The organism is Leptolyngbya sp. FACHB-711, assembly GCF_014695615.1.
Lineage (GTDB): Bacteria > Cyanobacteriota > Cyanobacteriia > Elainellales > Elainellaceae > Leptolyngbya_A.
On record NZ_JACJOR010000371.1, the window covers coordinates 16,782 to 35,279 of the forward strand.

General features: G+C 49.6%; 19 protein-coding genes. 9 read left to right on the top strand and 10 right to left on the bottom strand.

All coding sequences use genetic code 11. The features are described 5' to 3' along the window. Nucleotide 1 precedes the first annotated feature (1 nt). From modB to H6F80_RS15455, 3 genes are all read right to left on the bottom strand, one after another. On the bottom strand, nucleotides 2–1,906 hold the full coding sequence (gene modB / locus H6F80_RS15445) for a molybdate ABC transporter permease subunit (protein ID WP_190792418.1): 1,905 nt from the start codon (nucleotides 1,904–1,906) through the stop codon (nucleotides 2–4). Between the two features lie 132 nt (nucleotides 1,907–2,038). Beyond that, nucleotides 2,039–2,863 carry a molybdate ABC transporter substrate-binding protein gene (modA, locus tag H6F80_RS15450; protein WP_190792419.1) on the bottom strand — a complete coding sequence of 275 codons (825 nt, stop codon included), beginning with the start codon at nucleotides 2,861–2,863 and terminating at the stop codon, nucleotides 2,039–2,041. Between the two features lie 156 nt (nucleotides 2,864–3,019). Continuing rightward, nucleotides 3,020–3,415, bottom strand: coding sequence for an AraC family transcriptional regulator (locus H6F80_RS15455; protein ID WP_190792420.1), 396 nt, complete (start codon nucleotides 3,413–3,415; stop codon nucleotides 3,020–3,022). Between the two features lie 691 nt (nucleotides 3,416–4,106). On the opposite strand from H6F80_RS15455, the gene H6F80_RS15460 reads away from it, so the two are divergent. The 9 genes from H6F80_RS15460 to uraH all read left to right on the top strand — a co-directional run bounded on the left by H6F80_RS15460 (nucleotide 4,107) and on the right by uraH (nucleotide 12,509). Then, entirely contained in the window at nucleotides 4,107–5,246 is a 1,140-nt protein-coding gene (locus H6F80_RS15460) for an ABC transporter ATP-binding protein (protein WP_190792421.1), read from the top strand. Nucleotides 5,247–5,527: 281 nt separating this feature from the next. After that, the gene (locus H6F80_RS15465; RefSeq protein WP_199296603.1) at nucleotides 5,528–6,610 is read left to right on the top strand and encodes an ABC transporter substrate-binding protein; all 1,083 of its coding nucleotides are present in this window, start codon (nucleotides 5,528–5,530) and stop codon (nucleotides 6,608–6,610) included. A 55-nt stretch (nucleotides 6,611–6,665) separates the two neighbouring features. Continuing rightward, nucleotides 6,666–7,772, top strand: a complete 1,107-nt coding sequence (locus H6F80_RS15470; protein ID WP_190792423.1) for an extracellular solute-binding protein — start codon at nucleotides 6,666–6,668, stop codon at nucleotides 7,770–7,772. A gap of 12 nt (nucleotides 7,773–7,784) precedes the next feature. After that, nucleotides 7,785–8,645, top strand: coding sequence for an ABC transporter permease (locus H6F80_RS15475; RefSeq protein WP_190792424.1), 861 nt, complete (start codon nucleotides 7,785–7,787; stop codon nucleotides 8,643–8,645). 31 nt (nucleotides 8,646–8,676) lie between these two features. After that, nucleotides 8,677–9,534 carry an ABC transporter permease gene (locus tag H6F80_RS15480; protein ID WP_190792425.1) on the top strand — a complete coding sequence of 286 codons (858 nt, stop codon included), beginning with the start codon at nucleotides 8,677–8,679 and terminating at the stop codon, nucleotides 9,532–9,534. Beyond that, nucleotides 9,534–9,896, top strand: coding sequence for a hydroxyisourate hydrolase (locus tag H6F80_RS15485; protein WP_190792426.1), 363 nt, complete (start codon nucleotides 9,534–9,536; stop codon nucleotides 9,894–9,896). The genes H6F80_RS15480 and H6F80_RS15485 overlap by 1 nt, the downstream gene beginning before the upstream one ends. Before the next feature lie 5 nt (nucleotides 9,897–9,901). Further along, nucleotides 9,902–10,627, top strand: coding sequence for a maleate cis-trans isomerase family protein (locus H6F80_RS15490; RefSeq protein WP_190792427.1), 726 nt, complete (start codon nucleotides 9,902–9,904; stop codon nucleotides 10,625–10,627). 9 nt (nucleotides 10,628–10,636) lie between these two features. Continuing rightward, nucleotides 10,637–12,061: an amidase gene (locus H6F80_RS15495; RefSeq protein ID WP_190792428.1), complete on the top strand. Its 1,425-nt coding sequence runs from the start codon at nucleotides 10,637–10,639 to the stop codon at nucleotides 12,059–12,061. An 85-nt stretch (nucleotides 12,062–12,146) separates the two neighbouring features. Continuing rightward, a complete protein-coding gene (gene uraH / locus H6F80_RS15500) occupies nucleotides 12,147–12,509 on the top strand; it encodes a hydroxyisourate hydrolase (protein WP_190792429.1) in 363 nt (120 codons plus the stop codon). Between the two features lie 729 nt (nucleotides 12,510–13,238). Here the strand turns inward: uraH and H6F80_RS15505 are convergent. The 7 genes from H6F80_RS15505 to H6F80_RS15535 all read right to left on the bottom strand — a co-directional run bounded on the left by H6F80_RS15505 (nucleotide 13,239) and on the right by H6F80_RS15535 (nucleotide 18,493). Further along, complete coding sequence (locus H6F80_RS15505) at nucleotides 13,239–14,549, bottom strand: IS701 family transposase (RefSeq protein WP_190792430.1); 1,311 nt, start codon at nucleotides 14,547–14,549, stop codon at nucleotides 13,239–13,241. 67 nt (nucleotides 14,550–14,616) lie between these two features. Beyond that, nucleotides 14,617–15,282 carry an arsenical resistance protein ArsH gene (arsH, locus tag H6F80_RS15510; RefSeq protein WP_190792431.1) on the bottom strand — a complete coding sequence of 222 codons (666 nt, stop codon included), beginning with the start codon at nucleotides 15,280–15,282 and terminating at the stop codon, nucleotides 14,617–14,619. Between the two features lie 90 nt (nucleotides 15,283–15,372). Beyond that, the gene (locus H6F80_RS15515; RefSeq protein ID WP_199296604.1) at nucleotides 15,373–16,623 is read right to left on the bottom strand and encodes an MFS transporter; all 1,251 of its coding nucleotides are present in this window, start codon (nucleotides 16,621–16,623) and stop codon (nucleotides 15,373–15,375) included. A 115-nt stretch (nucleotides 16,624–16,738) separates the two neighbouring features. Continuing rightward, entirely contained in the window at nucleotides 16,739–17,188 is a 450-nt protein-coding gene (locus H6F80_RS15520) for an ArsI/CadI family heavy metal resistance metalloenzyme (protein ID WP_190792432.1), read from the bottom strand. A 113-nt stretch (nucleotides 17,189–17,301) separates the two neighbouring features. Further along, the gene (locus tag H6F80_RS29930) at nucleotides 17,302–17,664 is read right to left on the bottom strand and encodes a metalloregulator ArsR/SmtB family transcription factor (RefSeq protein ID WP_190792433.1); all 363 of its coding nucleotides are present in this window, start codon (nucleotides 17,662–17,664) and stop codon (nucleotides 17,302–17,304) included. A gap of 129 nt (nucleotides 17,665–17,793) precedes the next feature. Further along, a complete protein-coding gene (locus tag H6F80_RS31355; RefSeq protein WP_518523595.1) occupies nucleotides 17,794–18,096 on the bottom strand; it encodes a protein-tyrosine phosphatase family protein in 303 nt (100 codons plus the stop codon). After that, nucleotides 18,044–18,493: a phosphatase domain-containing protein gene (locus H6F80_RS15535; RefSeq protein ID WP_190792435.1), complete on the bottom strand. Its 450-nt coding sequence runs from the start codon at nucleotides 18,491–18,493 to the stop codon at nucleotides 18,044–18,046. The genes H6F80_RS31355 and H6F80_RS15535 overlap by 53 nt, the downstream gene beginning before the upstream one ends. Nucleotides 18,494–18,498: the final 5 nt, after the last annotated feature.

Consider the following 18,498-nt stretch of genomic DNA (forward strand, 5'->3'; position numbering starts at 1 on the left):
GCTACTCATTCACCCATTTTCGCTGAGTTGGCAGCATTGAGACACTTTGTTTCAAGTCAGCCATCAAAATGAGGCTCAGGGGGTCAAATTGAACATACCAGGGAAAAGGATGATCCTTAATCGCCCGCCACTTATCCTTAAACAATTCCGCTTGCAGATGATAGTCCTGTAAGTCTTTGGGCGCAGCATTTAGCTTGAGGAACAGGGTGATTCGGTGAGGCGTTTCACTGGTGGAAGTTACCCAAGCGGGAAAAGTGTTTGTTTTGCCTGCTTCAGGATGCGTCGTGATACGAATTTGATGGGCACGAATTCCGACATCGGTAAGGTTATCGGGAATGGCTTCCACGGTTTGCAGCGTCACGCCCCAATCGATCGCCTCGATTGCATCTGATCCAGCGACGGCAGCCCGGGAAAAGTTTTTACATCCGGTGAGCTGGGCTACGCGCACCGTGCGAGGATGCTCAAAAATCTGGTGTTTCGAGTCATAGGCGATCGCCCTGCCGCCAGACATCACCAGCAGCTTTTCACACACTCGATAGGCTTCCTCTAAATTGTGCGTGACAAAAAGCGTCACCCCAGAATAGGTAGACAGGGTTTCGACGAGCTGCCGCTCAAGCTGGCTGCGGAGGTAGGTATCCAGTGCTGAAAACGGTTCATCCAGCAATAACGCTTCTGGTTCGGTTGCCAGTGCCCGCGCCAGCGCAACTCGCTGCTGTTGTCCCCCCGAAAGCTGATGCGGATAGCGATCGCCTAATCCCTGTAACTGCACCAGGGCAAGCTGCTGATTAACTCGCTGCGATCGCAGGACTTTAGGTAAACGCTGCAACCCAAAAGCGATATTCTGGGCAACGGTCATGTGAGGAAATAGCGCATAGTTTTGAAATACCAGGCTGACTCTGCGTTGATGGCTGGGGATATTAATTCGCTGAGCTGAATCGAACAGCGTTTGCCCATTCAAAACAATTCGTCCTTGGGTTGGTGTTTCGACCCCCGCAATACAGCGCAGCGTCATGCTCTTGCCGGAACCAGAGCCACCGAGGAGCCCTAACGTTTCTCCGTGGGCTGCAAAAGCCGTGTCCAAGGTGAAGTTTGCAAGCTGTTTCTGGATGTTAACCAGCAATCCCTGCTCTGTATTCAACAGCAGCGAATGGGTCAGCGGCACAGCAGGAGAATTACCAATTCGATCGCTTCTGCCGTTCACGGGTTCATTCGCTTCCACAACTCCAAAGGAATTTTTCTGAATTTTACGCTCGTGCTGTTTCTGCCATCGGTTGACCACAATAATCCCTGACAGCGAGATCGTCATTATCACAATCACCCATAGCCACGCTTCTTCCATTGCGCCTGCTTCCACCGCAAAGAAGATTGCCATCGGAATTGTTTGCGTTCGACCGGGAATATTGCCTGCCAGCATCAGGGTTGCGCCAAACTCCCCCAATGCTCGCGCAAATGCCAGTGTGGTCCCAGCTAAAATACCTGGAACCGAGAGTGGCAGCAGGATTTGCCAGAAAATTCGCCCTTTGGATGCCCCCAAGGTTTGGGCCACTTGCAACAGGCTGCTATCAACCTGTTCAAATGCTCCCAATGCCGTTTTGTACATTAGGGGAAACGCCACGACGGTCGCAGTGATCACAGCAGCGTACCAGGTAAAGACGATCGTGAAATCAAATCCAGCCATCCACTGGCCAAGCAGACCATTACGACCCAACAACAGCAGCAGCAAAAAACCGACTACAGTGGGCGGCAGAATGAGCGGCGCGACAAAGATTCCCTCAATTACAGACTTCCACCGTCCCCGATAGCCTAACATCCAGTAGGCAGCTGCCAGCCCTGTAAAGAAAGTGGCGATCGTGGCAAGCCCGGCGGTTTTGAGTGAGATCCACAGTGGAGAGAAGTCGGGGGTCATAAAGAGGTGAGGGGTGGAAGGGCAAATCAGTGAAGGGGCAGAGCAGTAGAGATAAGACAGAGGCTGTAGAGGCTGTGCTTCCCTTGGGGTAGGTTTCACCTCTGCACCCTGCTAAACTATTCACTCCCTCTTCTAACGGGCAATTCCAAAGCCATAGCGTCTAAAGATAGCTTGCGCTTGACTGCTGCTCAAAAATTGCTCATACGTCTGAGCTGCCTGCTGGTTTCGGCTGGCGGAAATTACGGCGATCGGATAGACGATCGGGGAGTGGAGGCGATTCGGGGCGGCTGCCACCTGTTTGACCTGATTGGTAATTCTCGCGTCCGTTCTGTAGACTATGCCTGCATCTGCGTTGCCGCTTTCAACGGTTCCCAAAACGCTGCGAACGGAGTTGCCGTAGACAAATTTAGGACGAAGCTGCTCTAAAATTCCCAGGTTTGTAAACATTTCCTGGGCGTAGGTTCCAGCTGGAACGCTGCGAGGTTCGCCCACCGAAATTCTTCTGACATTGGAATTGATCAATTGCCGAAAACTCGTTAGTCCCAGCGTCGAATTGCTGGGGGCAACCAGCACCAAATCATTTGTAAGCAGATTGCGACGGGTATTGGTTACAATCAAATTTTTCTGTTGTAAAGCATCCATCTGACGGCTTGCAGCCGAAATAAATAAGTCAACGGGTGCGCCCTGCTCAATCTGCTGCTGAAGCGGTCCTGAAGCGGCAAAGTTATAGTTGACGGTAATGCCGCGATCGGCTGCTTCAAAGATAGGATCGAGTTCTTCAAGGGCATTTTGCAAGCTGGCTGCAGCGGCAATCAAAAGCGTTGTAGATTGAACCTGGGCTGGAGCAAGCATGATCGTCCGAATGCCGTTTACTGCGAAATTTCCCGAAGGAGTAATTGCCAGCAGCAGTGCTGCAACTATTCCGCTTAAGAATCCGAGAAGGCGTTTTCGGTTCATCAAAGTATCCTGGAGACTAAGATTGGGTATGGCCACTTGTGATACCCATCTTATGGAAGGCTGATGTGGAAAGCCAATGTGGAAGGCTGAATAGAACACAAGACTTGAGCCAGTTGCCGAATAAGAGCTAATTCTTTGCAGGCTTAGATTTGGCTGTTAAGCCGGGCGCACTTCGGGCGACGAAGTCGTTCGCAGCCGTTCAACGTCCCGCGTCGGGTCTAAGCTCAGCTTCAGCCCTAAAAACGGCTTGTTGGGTGTCGCCTCAACCACCCATCCGCTCAACGGTAAATCAACCGAAGCAGCAAGATATTGCATTGCGCCATATTGATATGCTTCCTCACCCAATAACGCCTCTTTTTGACCTTGCACGACGATCGCAAGCATCAGCTCATTGATACTGTGAAATCCGGTCAACACTGCATCCGATCGTATCAGGTACAATTGCTCGATCGCAGCCGGATGGATACCACTGTCCTCGGTATACCGCATCACCCGTGTTGCCAGTTCCTGGCACTGCTCCGCGATGATGTCAGGGTTAGAGATTTCGATCATGGTAAAGACTCGATTGACTCAATGCCTTACTTCTGACGATTATAGAACTTCTCTAAACGATCGCCTTAGTAGAGAATTAGGCAATTACTAGATAGATTTAGACATTTGAAAAGCTCGATCGAGTTTGTAGGATGAAAGCACTTCGATTGCAGCTGCAAAAGATAAAACGATGAAGAATTAATCATAAAATTTCTGACAATTCCAAAAACTAAACAATAAATTACTTGCGCAACAAAATAGAGAATATGTAGATGGATGCGAACGAAAAAGTTGCTTTAATTACGGGAGCAAACAATATTAGCCTCAAGGACAGATAACTTAATAATTTAGAATTTGCAGCGAGACTGGCTCAAACTTCTTATGGTTTCCTTGCTAAATTATACAATTTGGTAGTTTTTGGCAGTTTTTGAAACTAATTCGCTAGTTGATTCACCTTGAATCGACAACTTTGTTTCTTACGATACTCTTTCACTTTGTGCATCCAGTACATTGATTAATTAAAGATTACAGCATAGTAGTAACGCTATTAGTTCAATCAGATTAGTTCAATCAAATTAGTTCAATCAGAGTATTTTGATTGCTCTATCAATTGCTCTATCAATTGCTCTATCAATAGAGATGGAGATTTGGCAAAGCAAGCGGCAGTTCATTCCTGCCTAATATTTATTCCCGCCTAATAAGGATGAAGCGCATGAAGTCAGTTGAGCAGGTTCGATCGGTTGATACGTCTGCCCTAGTATCCGAAATTGATTCGGGAAACAGTCTTGTGCTTGAGCAGATCGTGCATCGTTTTGGTGAAATGGTCGCGTTAAAAGATATTAATTTGAATATCCAGCCCGGTGAATTTGTCTCGCTGCTGGGACCGAGTGGCTGCGGCAAAACAACGCTGCTGCGAATTATCTCCGGCTTCCTTAAACCCAGTTCTGGCAAAATTTTGCTGGATGGGCGATCGGTGGAAACGCTCTCAGCGAGTCAGCGGGGAGTCGGGATTGTGTTTCAGAACTACGCCCTGTTTCCGCACATGACCGTTTGGGACAATATTGCCTATGGCTTGAGAGCGAAACGGATGCCGAACGCCAGCGTCAACAGCAAAGTGGGAGAAATGCTGGAACTGGTGCAGCTTGGGCATCTGGCAAAACGTTATCCCAGCGAGCTATCAGGTGGACAGCAGCAGCGGGTGGCGATCGCCCGTGCCCTGGCAGTTGAACCAAAGCTAATGCTGCTCGATGAACCGTTCAGTGCCCTAGACAAAAATCTACGGCTAGATATGCAAATCGAGATTCGGCGACTGTTGAGCAAGCAAGGCGTAACGGCGATTCTGGTGACGCATGACCAGGAAGAAGCGATGAGTATGTCCGATCGAATTGCGGTCATGTCCCAGGGCGAAATTCACCAGTTTGATACACCCAGTCAAATCTACGATCAGCCTGCGACAAAATTCGTCAGCACCTTTGTCGGAACCTGTAATTTGCTGCCTGTAACGCTGGTAGGACGGGAGACCTCAGACTATGTGGTGCAGGTTCCCGGAGGAGGACATCTGCAAGTGGCAAGCCAAACGCCAATTCAACCAGCTAGCGATCTGCTGCTCGCAGTCCGACCGGAAAACCTGCGAATTCAAGCCCAGCCGACCGTCTATAGCTTGTCCAGTACGGTGGAGATGTGTTTGCCCCTGGGAGCGGTGACTGCCTACGAGGTGCAAGTCTCGCCGGATACCAAAGTGAAAGTGACGCAGCCTCGGGTTCCGGGAACTCGTTTGCTGGAAAAGGGGCAGCAAATCTATCTGGAACTCGCTTCTCCCCACGCCTGTTCGCTGTTCCCAACTGTCAGCTAGCGTTTTGTGTTTGTATTTCTGTTTCTTTTGACTTTCGTTTTGCAGTGTTATTCATCTGCATGGCTACTTATTCGCTGCATTGCTATTCATTCGCCATTCATTCGTTGATTTCCATGAGTTTCATTGTTGGCGTTGATTGATAAAGCAGTTAAAGGGGACGTGAGAGCAGATTTAGTTTTTCAGTCTGATTTTCAGCCGGAAATTCAAGCCATTGTTCACCTTTGTTCCGCAATCTCTTTTTACATCCGCTTTCAGGAGTTCTTCAAATTATGGATTATGGTATGAAACGCCGGACTTTTTTAGGCGCAAGCTTCGGGGCTGGCTTGGCGATCGCAGGTTTGAATTCCTGTGCAAATCAGACCCAGGCAGAAGGCGATGAAGGAAGTTCGGGTGGTCGCTTGGTAGCAGCAACTTATCAGGGGAACTGGGAAGATGCTCACCGCAAAATCTTAGTTCCTGCTTTTAAGAAAGCAACCGGGGCAGAGGTTACTCTGGTTCCCATGTTTGCTGTGGATCAGGTGGCGCGATTGCAGGCTGCGGGCGCAAATAATTCACCGTTCGATGTGGCAATTCTCGATCCAGGTCCGCTGATTACTGCTCCGAAAGATCAAATTTTACGGGCATTTCCAGCAGATAAAAGCAAAAACTTTGCTGATGTACTGCCACGCTATCAAAAGTCGGGAGATGGCGACTGGGGACCCGTTATTGGGCTTCAGTTTGTTGGCATTGCCTATAACCCGAAGAAAATCACCACTCCTCCAACCTCCTGGGCTGATCTCTGGAAGCCAGAATACAAAGGGCGCGTTGGAATTACCAACATGAGCAGCACCCTAGGCACAGGCTGGATGGTGGAAATTGCCAAAATGCACGGTGGCAGCGAGGCAGATCTGGAGCCTGCGTTCAAAGCAGTAAAGGAACTTTTGCCCAATGTGGGTGCGATCGCGCCGAACCTGGGTGCGCTGGGCACGCTATTTCAGCAGGGCGAGATTGATATTGCGCCGCACAACCTCAGCAGTATTGCCCTTCTGCAAAGCAAAGGCGTAGATGTAGACTGGACGATTCCCAAAGAAGGTAGCTATGCGTTTGGGGCTTCGATGCACGTTGTCAAGAATCCGGTCTCCAATGCGGATTTGGCAATCGCTTATATTGATGCCGCCCTCAGCACTGAGGTGCAAACGGCAATGGCAAGTGAACCCTACTTCATTGCGCCTGTGAACAAAAACGCGCCACTGACAGGAATTCTGGCAGAAAAAGTCGCCAAAACATTCAATGACTATGAAAAGTACATCTACCAGGATTGGACAACGATTAGCAAGAATCGATCGGAGTGGATTGAGCGATTCAACAAGGAGGTAACGGTTTAATCTTTTTGGGTTGATTCTTTTGTCATTGCAGTTCAATCCACTTAAGGAAACTTTTATGTCAAATCATGAAATCGTTCGCATGACCCGCCGAGCGATGCTGGGAGCCACTTTGTTTACTGGGGCAGGCTGGGTGCTGAAAGGCTGTACGACAGGCTCAGCTCCTGACACCACAAGCAGTACGGCAGCCAGTACGGCAGGCGGCAAGCTCATCGCTACAACGCTACCCGGATCGTGGGAGCAATTTAACCGCACAGTCGTTGTGCCTCAATTCAATGCGGCTACGAATGCAGAAACTTCTTTAGTGCCGCTGGTGTCTGCCGATCAAATTGCCAAGCTGACAGCTTCTCCTGGCAGCCCGCCTTTTGATGTGGTGTCTTTGGACTATGGCGTGTTTGATGGCGCACCGAAGGAAGAACTATTTCAAAAACTGCCGATCGATCAGCTCAAGAACTACGGGGATTTAGCCGAGCGGTTCAAAAGTCAGGATACCTGGGGACCGTTGATTGGAGTTCAGGCAGTGGGCATTGCCTATAATCCCAAGGTGATTACAACACCCCCGGTTTCCTGGGCAGATTTATGGGATGCCAAATATAAGGGTCGGGTTGCACTGATGGCCATGAAGAACAACCACACGATCGGCTTTATGCAAAAAATTGCCAAAATGAACGGCGGCAGTGCTGAAAATCTTGACCCGGCATTTGTTCAGCTAGAAAAGCTAGTGCCGAATCTGGCGGGAGTAGTTGCCAATGCTGGGGCACTGATCACGCTCTTTCAACAGGGAGAGATCGACATTGCACCACATGACTTAAACAGCGTCAAACTGCTCCAGTCAAAAGGCGTGGACATTGACTGGATTATGCCGAAGGAAGGCGGCTTTGCTCTGACTCCGACGATGAGCATTGTCAAAAATCCCAATACCAGTGTCGATCTGGCTGCTGCCTATATTGACACAGCAATTAGCACCGATGTTCAGACCAAGATGACCGAAATGAGCTATGTCCTGCCTACGAACAAAAACGTGCCTATTCCCGCTGACATTGCTCAGAAACTTGGCAACAGCCTAGACGAAATTCTGCCCAAACTGGAGCTTTTAGATTGGGCAACAATTAACAAACAGCGGACCGAGTGGGTCGGACGATTCGATAAAACGGTTCAAGCTTAAGAGGGTTTCATTATGGCTGCCAAGGGATTTGCGCGGTTATTTGCGCGGCGCGAAGGGCAATTGGCTCTGCCGCTGGCAATCTTTCTGCATTTGTTTTACGTCGTACCGCTTGCGGTTTTACTGGCTTCTAGCTTTCAGCAGGCTGCGGGCATGCCGGGCTTTAGCCTGGGGCAGTACGGCGAATTCTTCAGCGATCCGGTGAACCTGAAAGTTTTGCGCGACACGGTTTGGCTTGGCATTCAGGTGACGTTGGGCTGTTTAATTCTGGGCTATCCCGTCGCTTATGTGTTTGTCAATGCTCCTGCTGCCTGGAAAGGAATTCTGACGTTTTTGATTCTGCTGCCACTTCTAACTAGTGCTGTAGTGCGAACGTTTGGCTGGGTTGTAATTCTAGGCAAGCAGGGATTGGTGAATTCGTTCTTGCAGAGTTTGGGATTAATTTCAGAGCCAATCAAACTGCTGTTTACGCATCATGGGGTAGCGATCGCCATGACCCAAATTCAGCTTCCCTTGATGATTCTGCCGATCGCCGCTTCTCTCTCGCAGGTTGATCCACGCTTGGCGGCTGCTTCAACAAGTTTGGGGGGCGGAGCCTGGCGCACTTTCTGGAAGATCATTTTTCCGCTGACGTTACCGGGCGTGGTCTCTGGTTGTCTGCTGGTATTTGCAATTACGGTCAGTTCGTTTGTCACGCCTTCGATTATTGGGGGTGGTCAGGTGATGTTTATGCCGACGCTGATCTATCAGCAGGCGGTCGTCTTGCTGAATGGTCCGTTTGCGGCTGCCGTTTCTGCGATTTTGCTGGCGGTCGTGCTAGCGGTGGTGGTGGGACTCAGTGCACTCGGTCAAAAGAGCCGTGCCTATATTCGCTAGGAGTCAACTAGGAGTCAACTAGGAGCTAATGATGTCAATTGCTGCTTCCAAAACTGCATCAGCGCGATCGTCCTCTCACCCATCGCCTCAAATCGATCGGCTTTCGTTTAACTGGGTGATGGGCGGCATTGCTGCCTTTAGTCTGCTGATGCTCACCCTGCCGACCCTGATTGTCCTGATTGCGTCCTTCAGTTCTGCCCCAACGCTGCGGTTTCCGCCGCCCAGTTTTTCGCTGCAATGGTATTTGGCGTTGTTTGACTATCCCGAACTCTGGTCGGCAGCCGTCACCAGTTTTCAAATCGCGCTGTGGGCAACCCTGCTCTGTGTCGTTCTGGGCGTTTGCGCTTCTCTTGCAATGGCGGGAAGTCGTGCCCGCTGGGTATCGGCAATGGATGCGCTGGTCATGTCACCGCTGGCATTACCGGGAATTGCGGTCGGTCTGGGAATGCTGACTTTTTTTAGCATGATTGGCTGGCGGCTTTCGATTCTCACACTCGTTATCAGTCATGTCGTGATTTGTATTCCCTATGTCGTTCGCACCACGCTCGCCAGTTTGGCTCAGCTGGGTAACTCTTTGCGTGAAGCGTCAACGGTTTTGGGTGCAAGTCCAATCTACACTTTCTTTCATGTCACATTACCGCTGATTAAACAAGGTGTGATCACAGGTGCATTTATGGCGTTCCTCAGCTCGTTTGACAATATTACCGTTTCGCTATTCTTATCTGATTCTAGAACCGAGGTACTGCCCATCCGGATGTGGTCAATGATTGAAAATGATTTAGATGTCCGAGCGGCTGCTATTTCGGGTCTGCTGATTCTATCAACTGCGCTGCTGATGATATTGATGGAGCGTGCTTCTGGATTATCTAAATTCCTGGTTAAATCCTGATGGCGGGTGGAATTTCGGTTCATGTGGTGGATGTGACTCGCGGGTTGCCTGCGGCGGGAATGAAGGTCGAAATCTTTCAGCTTGGCGTACCCGCACCGATTGCTTCAGGCATCTTGTCGAGCCAGGGGACTTTAGACCATCCGATCGCCCATGGAAAAGCTCAGGGAGAGAAGGTCGAACCAGGTATCTACAAGGCAGTTTTTCATGTGGGCGCGTTCTATCGTCAGCTTGGATATCCGTTGCCCGATCGTCCCTTCCTGGATGTGGTTCCGTTTCGATTTGGCATTGATGCAATCGAACAGCACTACCATCTGCCGCTGAAGGTTTCGCCCTGGGGATTCTCGCTGTTTCGGGGTGGATGAAGGTGATGACAAAACGCGTGCTGCTGGGAATGCTCACCCCTTCTTCTAACACCGTCCTGGAGCCGATCACGAGTGCAATCGTTGTCGAGTTGCCCAATGTCTCGGCTCATTTCGGGCGATTTCGCGTCACGGAAATCTCGCTGCGGGAACAGGCACTCGCGCAGTTTGACAACGCCCCTTTGCTAGAAGCGGCTCAATTGCTGGCAGATGCCCAGGTTGATGTGATCGCCTGGAATGGAACGTCAGCGGGCTGGTTAGGCTTCGAGGCAGATGTGCGGCTTTGTCAGGAAATTACCGCCGCGACGGGTATTCCGGCAACGACTTCTGTGCTGGCACTTGCTGAAATTTTGCGGAATCGTCAAATCACCCAACTCGGACTCGTCACGCCCTATCTGGGTGAAGTGCAGGAGCGAATTATCGCCAACTTTGCCCGCGAAGGGTTTGACTGCATCGCCGAGCAGCACCTCGATTTATCTGTCAACTTTGATTTCTCAGAAGTAACGCCTAAGAAGATTACCTCGATGATTTACCGGACTGCGGCAGAACGACCTCAGGCGATCGTCACTTTCTGCACGAATCTGCGGGCGGCTCCTTTAGTAGATGAGCTAGAGCAAGCATTGAGCATCCCCATTTATGACACCATCTCAGCAGTGGTCTGGAAATCCCTTAAAATCGCAGGAGTCGATCCCACCCCTGTAAAAGGCTGGGGACGCTTGTTTACTGAATCATGACGCTAAATCATGACTGCGATTCATCAACTTACCGCCACCCAACTTGCCCAGGCAATTCGCAATCGACAAATTCGTGCCGTAGAAGCGGTCGGTGCTTGCTTTGAGCAAATCGATCGCCTCAACGATCGCCTCAAGGCAATGATCACGCTTTGCCGGGAACGGGCTGAAGCTGAAGCAATTCAAGCAGATGCCGCGATCGATCGGGGTGAATGGGTTGGGGCACTACACGGCGTTCCCTTTACTGTGAAAGACTTAACGCCCACGGCAGATGTTCGCACCACCTTCGGGTCACCCCTTTATCGGGACTATGTGCCGCAGCAGGATGAACTTTGTGTGGCGCGATTGCGATTTCCCCTTCGGGGAACTGCGAAGCTTACGGCAGGGGGAATTTTGATTGGCAAAACGAATACCCCAGAATTCGGCATGGGTACTCACTGTACGAATGCGCTGTACGGACCGACTGCCAATCCCTATGACCCCGATCGCAGTTCGGGCGGGTCAAGCGGGGGGGCAGCCGTTGCGGTCTGTACCGGAATGAGCTATCTGGCGCAGGGAACCGATATGGGTGGGTCATGCCGCACACCTGCCAGCTTTTGCGGGATCGTTGGACTTCGCCCCTCTGCCGGACGCATTCCCCGTCGTCGGAAGCCGCTGCTTTGGGATTTTCTAGATACAGATGGTATTCTGGCACGAACCGTTGAAGATGCTGCGCTGATGCTTTCAGTGATGGCAGGCGCAGACGATCGCGATCCGCTTTCGAGGAACAGTTCCGCCTGGACAATGCCGGATTTTTCATCCTTACTGCGATCGCCCGTCCGGTTGGCTTTTAGTCCATCGCTCGGCATTGCGACGATCGATTCTGAAGTCGAGGCAGTATTCCAGCAGGCAATTGCTCAGATTGCCGCCCATTTACCCGTTAAAGCGGCTCATCCAGACTGCTCAATGGCGACCTTTGCCTTTGAAACCCTCCGTGCCGCAACCTTATTGCACAAGCAAAAATATCACTACGAAAAGTATTCCCATTTGCTGTCTGAAAGCGTTCGCTGGAACATTGAGCGAGGCATTGGTATCTCCGCCGCCGATTTGCTGCAAGCTGAAGCCGACCGCGATCGCCTTTATCTCAATTTTCTACGCTTTTTTGAATCCTACGATATCCTCGCTACTGTTACTGCCAGTATTCCTCCCTACCTCCATACAGAGCTTGAAATCTTGGAAATTAACGGTATTCCAATGCAGACGATTATTGACTACCTCACTATCACCTATACCATTTCCCTCACAGGTCTTCCCGCTGTCTCGATTCCCTGCGGTTGGACATCCTCTGGTTTGCCGATTGGGATGCAGTTAGTAGGTAAACCGGGTGGTGAAGCAGCCTTGCTCCAATTCGCTTATTTTCTACAAGAAACTCTAAACTTTCGTCACCGTTGGGTTTAACGCTTGGGTTTAACGCTCCAAATTTAACGCTCCGAATTAAACGCTCCGAATTAATTATTCAGGCACGATTAAGGACTGCAATGCAATGGTTGGAAAACTCTCGACTCACGTTTTAGATACAGCCCACGGCTGTCCGGCGATCGATGTTGCGATCGAGCTTTGGCGAGTCAATCCTGAATCGGGTGAAAAGACCCGACTAAAAACAGTGCGTACCAACCAGGATGGTCGCACGGATGCGCCGCTGCTGACAGAAGACGAACTTCAAGTCGGGGTCTACGAGCTAGTTTTTGGCATCGGTGAATATTTTGCCCAGCAGCTAGAGAACTTACCAAGTCCTCCCTTTCTCGATCGCATTTCCATTCAATTTGGCGTTGCTGACTCCACCGCTCATTATCATGTTCCATTGCTCGCTGCTCCCTTTGCCTACAGCACATATCGAGGCAGCTAAAAAGCGTGTGAAGTTAGGACGCAGGGATTTATGCTCCCCACCTATCTCCACCGGAAGACAACTTATCGAACCTGTTCATGGAAGGAATGCAAGTTAGTTTTTGTATCTTAAGCACAAAGGCGGCATTCGATCGTTCAGATTGTGATAGGAATCCGGCTATAGAGTAACGCTATAGAATGGAGAGATGGGACGCACAATTACGCTAAACAATCCCTATTGCAACGGCGCATCATCGCTATCAATCGCTCTACCTGTATGCCTTCGTTTGTCTTCAGAGTGGATTAACCCAGTGGTTCATCCTACCGAGAGTCAGGGTGCCTTGGTTCGATCGAGCGTTGCAGGAGTTTACCCAAGCGGTCAGGGCAGGAGCCAACAAGCAGGTTTTATTAGTGATTGATGGAGCGGGGTGGCATTAAGCCAAACAAGCCGTTGTCCCCCAAGGCATTCATCTGGAATTCCTCCCGTCTTATTCTCCAGAGTGACAACCTGCTGAACGTTTGTGGCAATTGAGCGATGAACCCTTAGTCGATCGCAAGTTTGAGAACTTGGATGCACTCGAAGAAACCTTAGTATCTCGCTGCAATATCCTTACAGCCAGGCCAGAAGTCATTCGACAACACACCCTTTTTCACTGGTGGAAGGAGGCATAAAATAGTGTTACTTTACAATCCGGATTCCGTATTACCCCTCTTTTGTTACTACGGCAGAAGAAAAGAGATTCAAGTCCCATCAAGCTGCTTTCAGGTCTGGGATTGGAAGAATCTGGAAGGTGTCCATCCAATCCATTAACTGATGCAAGGCTCGTTTGAGTCCAGGCACTGGAAAGACATGTAACCATTGTTCTAACCATGCCCAACACCAATAGGGTTGCAGCAGTAAACGCAAATTATTCAAAGCACTCTTCCAAGTTGTTCCCAACTCCCAATCGCAATGCTTGCTAAAGGGCAAAGGGACTGGTTGTGTCTCATCATTGTCCTGAGAAGCTTGGCGTTGCTTAAATTCATCGGCATGTAGACTCACCAGTAGATAAGCACTGAAGATCAACTCCCACCAGCGTTCAATACTGGCATAATCGGTTAGGCGATAATCGTGCCAGCCCAGTTCATTTTTTACTTGCTTGAAGCCATACTCAATCCAGGTTCTCAACGTGTACTGACTGCCTACACTCAAAATAATGTCTCCTACCAAGTTGGTCATGATGAACCAGCTGTCGGATTGGTCTGGGTTATCGGTGCTGCCTTTGGTAATCTGGTAGAACCGGACTGAGCGACGAGTTCCGAAGAGGATTTCGCGGATATAGCGACGTTGAGTGGGGTGTTCAGCTAAGGGTTGGTCGTAGGCACGCCAGTGGTTGTAGCGCACTCGTTGTCCTTTGGGCATGAGCACGCCATGATTAGAGCGAATTGCGACAATATAAGGTAACTTCAATTGATGTAGAACGCCCGTGACATCGCCACTTTCACCATATAAGCTATCAGCTAACACCCGTTCAATGACAAATCCCATGGCTTGAATTTCACGAATGATTTCCACAGCTAATTGCGGTTTTGACTTGTACTCATCACTGGTTTTCAATCGTGATTTAGGTTGATAAATCTTGAACAGCAAGGGATAGGTAATGCCATCAACAACAGCATAGGCATTCACACTGACTATTCCATTAGCAGTTTTGCCCAGATTACCGATGTATTGTTTGGCAACATAGTCAGTTGTGTTGCCCTTCTTGGCATCCCCAGTTTCATCAATACATAAGCTAATCGGTCGAGTCCCGATTTGTTGTCGAATCAGATGCAACCGAATCGCTCTGACTTGCTCAACGCACCACACCCCATCGCGCAGAAAGTGATGTAAACTTTGCCCATCTTTGAGTCCTGTGAGTTTGGCAATCTCTGGTAATGTCTTGCGCGACAGCGGGCTGAGAATGCCAGCATGCAAATACTTGAAGCATTCATACAACCGGATATCTGCGAAAATTGAACGGTATCGCAGGCAGTAGTCATCAATGAACCCAACGGTTGCAACAGATTGTCGTAACTCCATCCAATTTTCAGGTAGAACGCAGCTTCTTCCAGCTTAATTTACTCTCATTAACGTAACAAAAGAGGGATTACATCTGACTCAGATTAACGCCATTGATTGTCTTACCAATGTCGCTCATAGACTCCTGAATGCCCTTTTCCTTACGTTCACTGTAGCGATCGGTCAGATAATCCACCTGATCGCGCAGCAGCAAGGTGAACTTGTAGAGTTCCTCCATCACGTCTACCACGCGATCGCGGTAGGGCGAGTCTTTCATCGTGCCGTCCTCATTGAACTGCTCGTAGGCCTTGGCAACCGATGATTGGTTGGGGATTGTGAACATCCGCATCCAGCGACCCAAAATACGCAGGGTATTAACGGCATTAAAAGACTGAGAGCCGCCGCTCACCTGCATCACAGCTAGTGTTCTGCCTTGAGTGGGACGAACAGCTCCAATACTAAGGGGAATCCAGTCAAGCTGGTTTTTCAGAGTGCCCGTAATCTGACCGTGCATTTCTGGGCTTGACCAAACCTGCCCCTCAGACCACAAACTTAACTCGCGTAACTCCTGCACTTTGAGATGAGTGTCAGGAACGCTGCTATAGATGGGAAGTTCACGAGGATCAAAAAAGCGAACCTCTGCGCCAAGTTCTTCAATAATGCGGGCAGCCTCTTCTGCCAAAAGACGGCTGTAGGAGCGTTCACGTAGCGAGCCATACAAGAAAAGAATTCTGGGCTTGTGATTGAATGACATGGTTCAACAGCAGCAAAGTGACAACCGAAAACTGGTAGAAAATGAGCGTTGAGTCAGCTTCAGTAGAGTTGAAGACATGAACAATTCCCTTTATTTAAAAATGTCAGGGTAAACGATTTGCCTCAACACAACCGCTATCCAAAACCCTACAGCTAAAATCAGGGTTGCTAAAAAGAGTGCCGTCAGAACTGCATTGTAGCCACCCGTTCTTACCCAAAGCATCGCGATACCGACCGGAGCTAAAGCCTTTGCAACGAGAGATGGTGCAATAATGGCACTGTTAATCGTGCCATAGGAGTGGCGCGTTAGCATTTCAGGAATGGCAACTCCCCTCACGATCGTCATGACCCCATTGACTGCCCCATAAAGAACAGCAATGCTAATCAAAACAGTTAATGTTGGTGGTAGCCAAGCAATTCCTAGAAATACCAGGGGAAATAACGCAACAACAAAAGAGCCAATCCTCTGAATTGAAGCGTGTGGAGCAAGTTTCCACACCCAGAGCCGTCCTACAACTTGCGCTGGACCGATGACTGCTAAAACGGTTACCACCTGTGCTGAGTGCAACCCCCGCTCCAGTAGCAATGGGTAAAGGTGAAAAGTAAAGGCAGAAAAGACAGCAGCATAAACCATGAAAGACAACAGCAGTGCCCAGAAAATAGGGTTCTGGAGTGCCCAAGTTATTGTCTGACGATTGTTGAGTTCAGATGATTTTTTCAGGAGTGAAGCTGGCAGGGGAGCAAGCTTCGGCTGGATCACTGCTGCATAAAGGCTGGCACAAATCACGATATTAACGGTTCCCAATACCATCAATGTTTCACGCCATCCGACCTGTGCCAGTAGCCATTCGGTCAGAGGAATGAAAACGGTACTGGCGAATCCACCCCAAAGCGTTAATGCAGTAATCCCCTGCCGAGCTTTGTCTCCGCCCATTTGATTTGCAATCACCGCAAAAGCAGGCTCATACAGAGTCGCTGCCTGCAAGCAGCCAATTCCTGCAAAAATGATGTAGAACGCAATCAAACTGGAAATTTGCGACCAGCCTATCAGGAGCAGTCCTGCCAGAAGCGAACTGAGAGACATAATTCTTCGTCCGTAGCCTCGATCGATCCCGGCTCCAACGGGGTAAGCTGCAATGCCAGAGAGCAAAAGCCCCAATGTTGCTGCCCCGTAAAGACTCGTCTTCGTCCAGCCAAACTCAGTTGACATCGCTTCTGCAAGCAGCGGGAAACTGTAATAGAGCGAGCCCCAGGAACAGATTTGAGCGACTCCTAAAGCACTAATAAACCGCTGGTCTGCTGGACCAAAACGCATCAGGCTAGTGAAAGGTTTATTGCTCATGATGGCTCTTATCTGATGAATTGGCATATGCAGACTGCAAGAGTAGAAGGCTGTTTATCACCGTCCGCTGATTCGGTTTCTGGCTTATCACACGGGATGACGAACAGCCCTTTGCTTAAGCGCAGCAGGTTTTAACTGGCTGAGTTTGCGATCGAGTGCTGCATGAACCCACATTTTGTTCGGAAGCTGTGTCTGCCACCTTGACCACAAAGATTTCCCAGCGGTTGCCGTCCGGATCGGTTACCCAAACCTTGTCCTGTAAGGCATAGCAACAGTCCGTATCCTGTTCCTCAAAGGTTGCCAAGCCTGCCGCTTTAAAACGATCGATCGCCTGCTTCACAGCTTCGCTGCTGTCTACTTGAACGCCCAAGTGCGAGAGTGCCCCGTGTGGCTCAACTTGCTGGGTCAGATTCAGGGTGAGATTGAGAGCAGGATTGTCTAAATCAAACTTGGCATAATCCGCTTTATGTTTGACTGGGGTAACACCGAACATTGCCTGGTAGAAGGCAACAGACTTTTCGAGATTCGTGGCTTTCAATGCAACATGAGTTTTAAACATTGTCATGATTTTTCTCCTAAATAGAACTTGTTGAACTTTGAGTAGAGTTTGTCACTATATCGAACATTGATGATATTCGATATTCAAGACAAGCAGTTGTTGAACAATTCGTTTCCGTGTTAGCCCCCCATAATCAGCCGAGCAGCTTCAGGAAGCCCTGTCACGCACTCGCGGTTGATGCTGTAGTAGATGAAATTGGCGCGTCGCTCTGTTTTCACAAAGCAACTGTCTCGCAGAATTCTCAGGTGATGGGAAATGGTGGGCTGACCTAAATCAAAGCGATCCACGATATCGCAAACGCACAAGGGTTCTTCATTCCTGGATAGGAGGTTGAGAATTCGCAGCCGGGTGGGATCTGCCAGCACCTTAAACCATTCCGAATATTGCCGCGCCTGCTCCTCAGAGAGGGTGAGAGCCGCAACCGTACCGCAACGGCCAACTTCTTGCGTCTTTTGTTCTAGCTCTGCTTGTCTAAGCGTCACAACTTCTTCTCAAGGAACTGTAGGGGTGTATGGGAGCAACTCTAATCCTTAAATTGATAATCGTCAATATTGAAACTTGTCAATATTTGTGAAATTCAGTGAGAGGAATGAATCTGCTAGTGTTGTGCATTACTTTGAACTTCGCTCACCAGCCAATGCTTTCAGGTAATTGAGCCGTGCCTCTCGCAATTCAATTTGTGAATTAGCGGTGAGAATCACTTCTATTGCCTGATCAAACGTTAGACCCGTTTCAATTAGAAAAGCTGCCAGCATCGTTCCTGTGCGCCGTCTGCCATTGGTACAGTAAATTGCAACACCCCGACTGAGCCAATGTTTCTGAACCGTGTGAGGAAGAGCGATCGTTGCTCGGTTGTACTGGCTATAGCACTTGGAGGAAAGCCGATTGATTGCTTGGAAGTTCGATTTCAGGATTTGCGCTCACCACCGACTTCATTGCCTCCAAGTAAGACAAACCATTCTTGATGAGATAAGCAGCCAGCATGGTTCCTGTTCGATGTCTCCCCGTGCTGCAATGTACAGCAACGGCTCGCCCTGCCTCGTTTTGCTGCTGAACAAAATCGAGAAACTCCTGAAGCTGGGAATCTGTAGGAACCGAATCGATCATAATCGGGAGCCAGACAAAAGGAATCCCGGCTTGCTGATATCGCTCCAGATTGGCTGGCTCATGAAAAACCGAGACGATCGCCCCAATACCTGCCGCTTGCAGGGTGGAGAGTTCTTCCCCGACAGGTTGGCGGACTCCTGCTAATTTACCGGGAATCACCCACCACAGATTCTCCTCAATCGGTTGTATTGCTTGCTCTTTCATAGTTT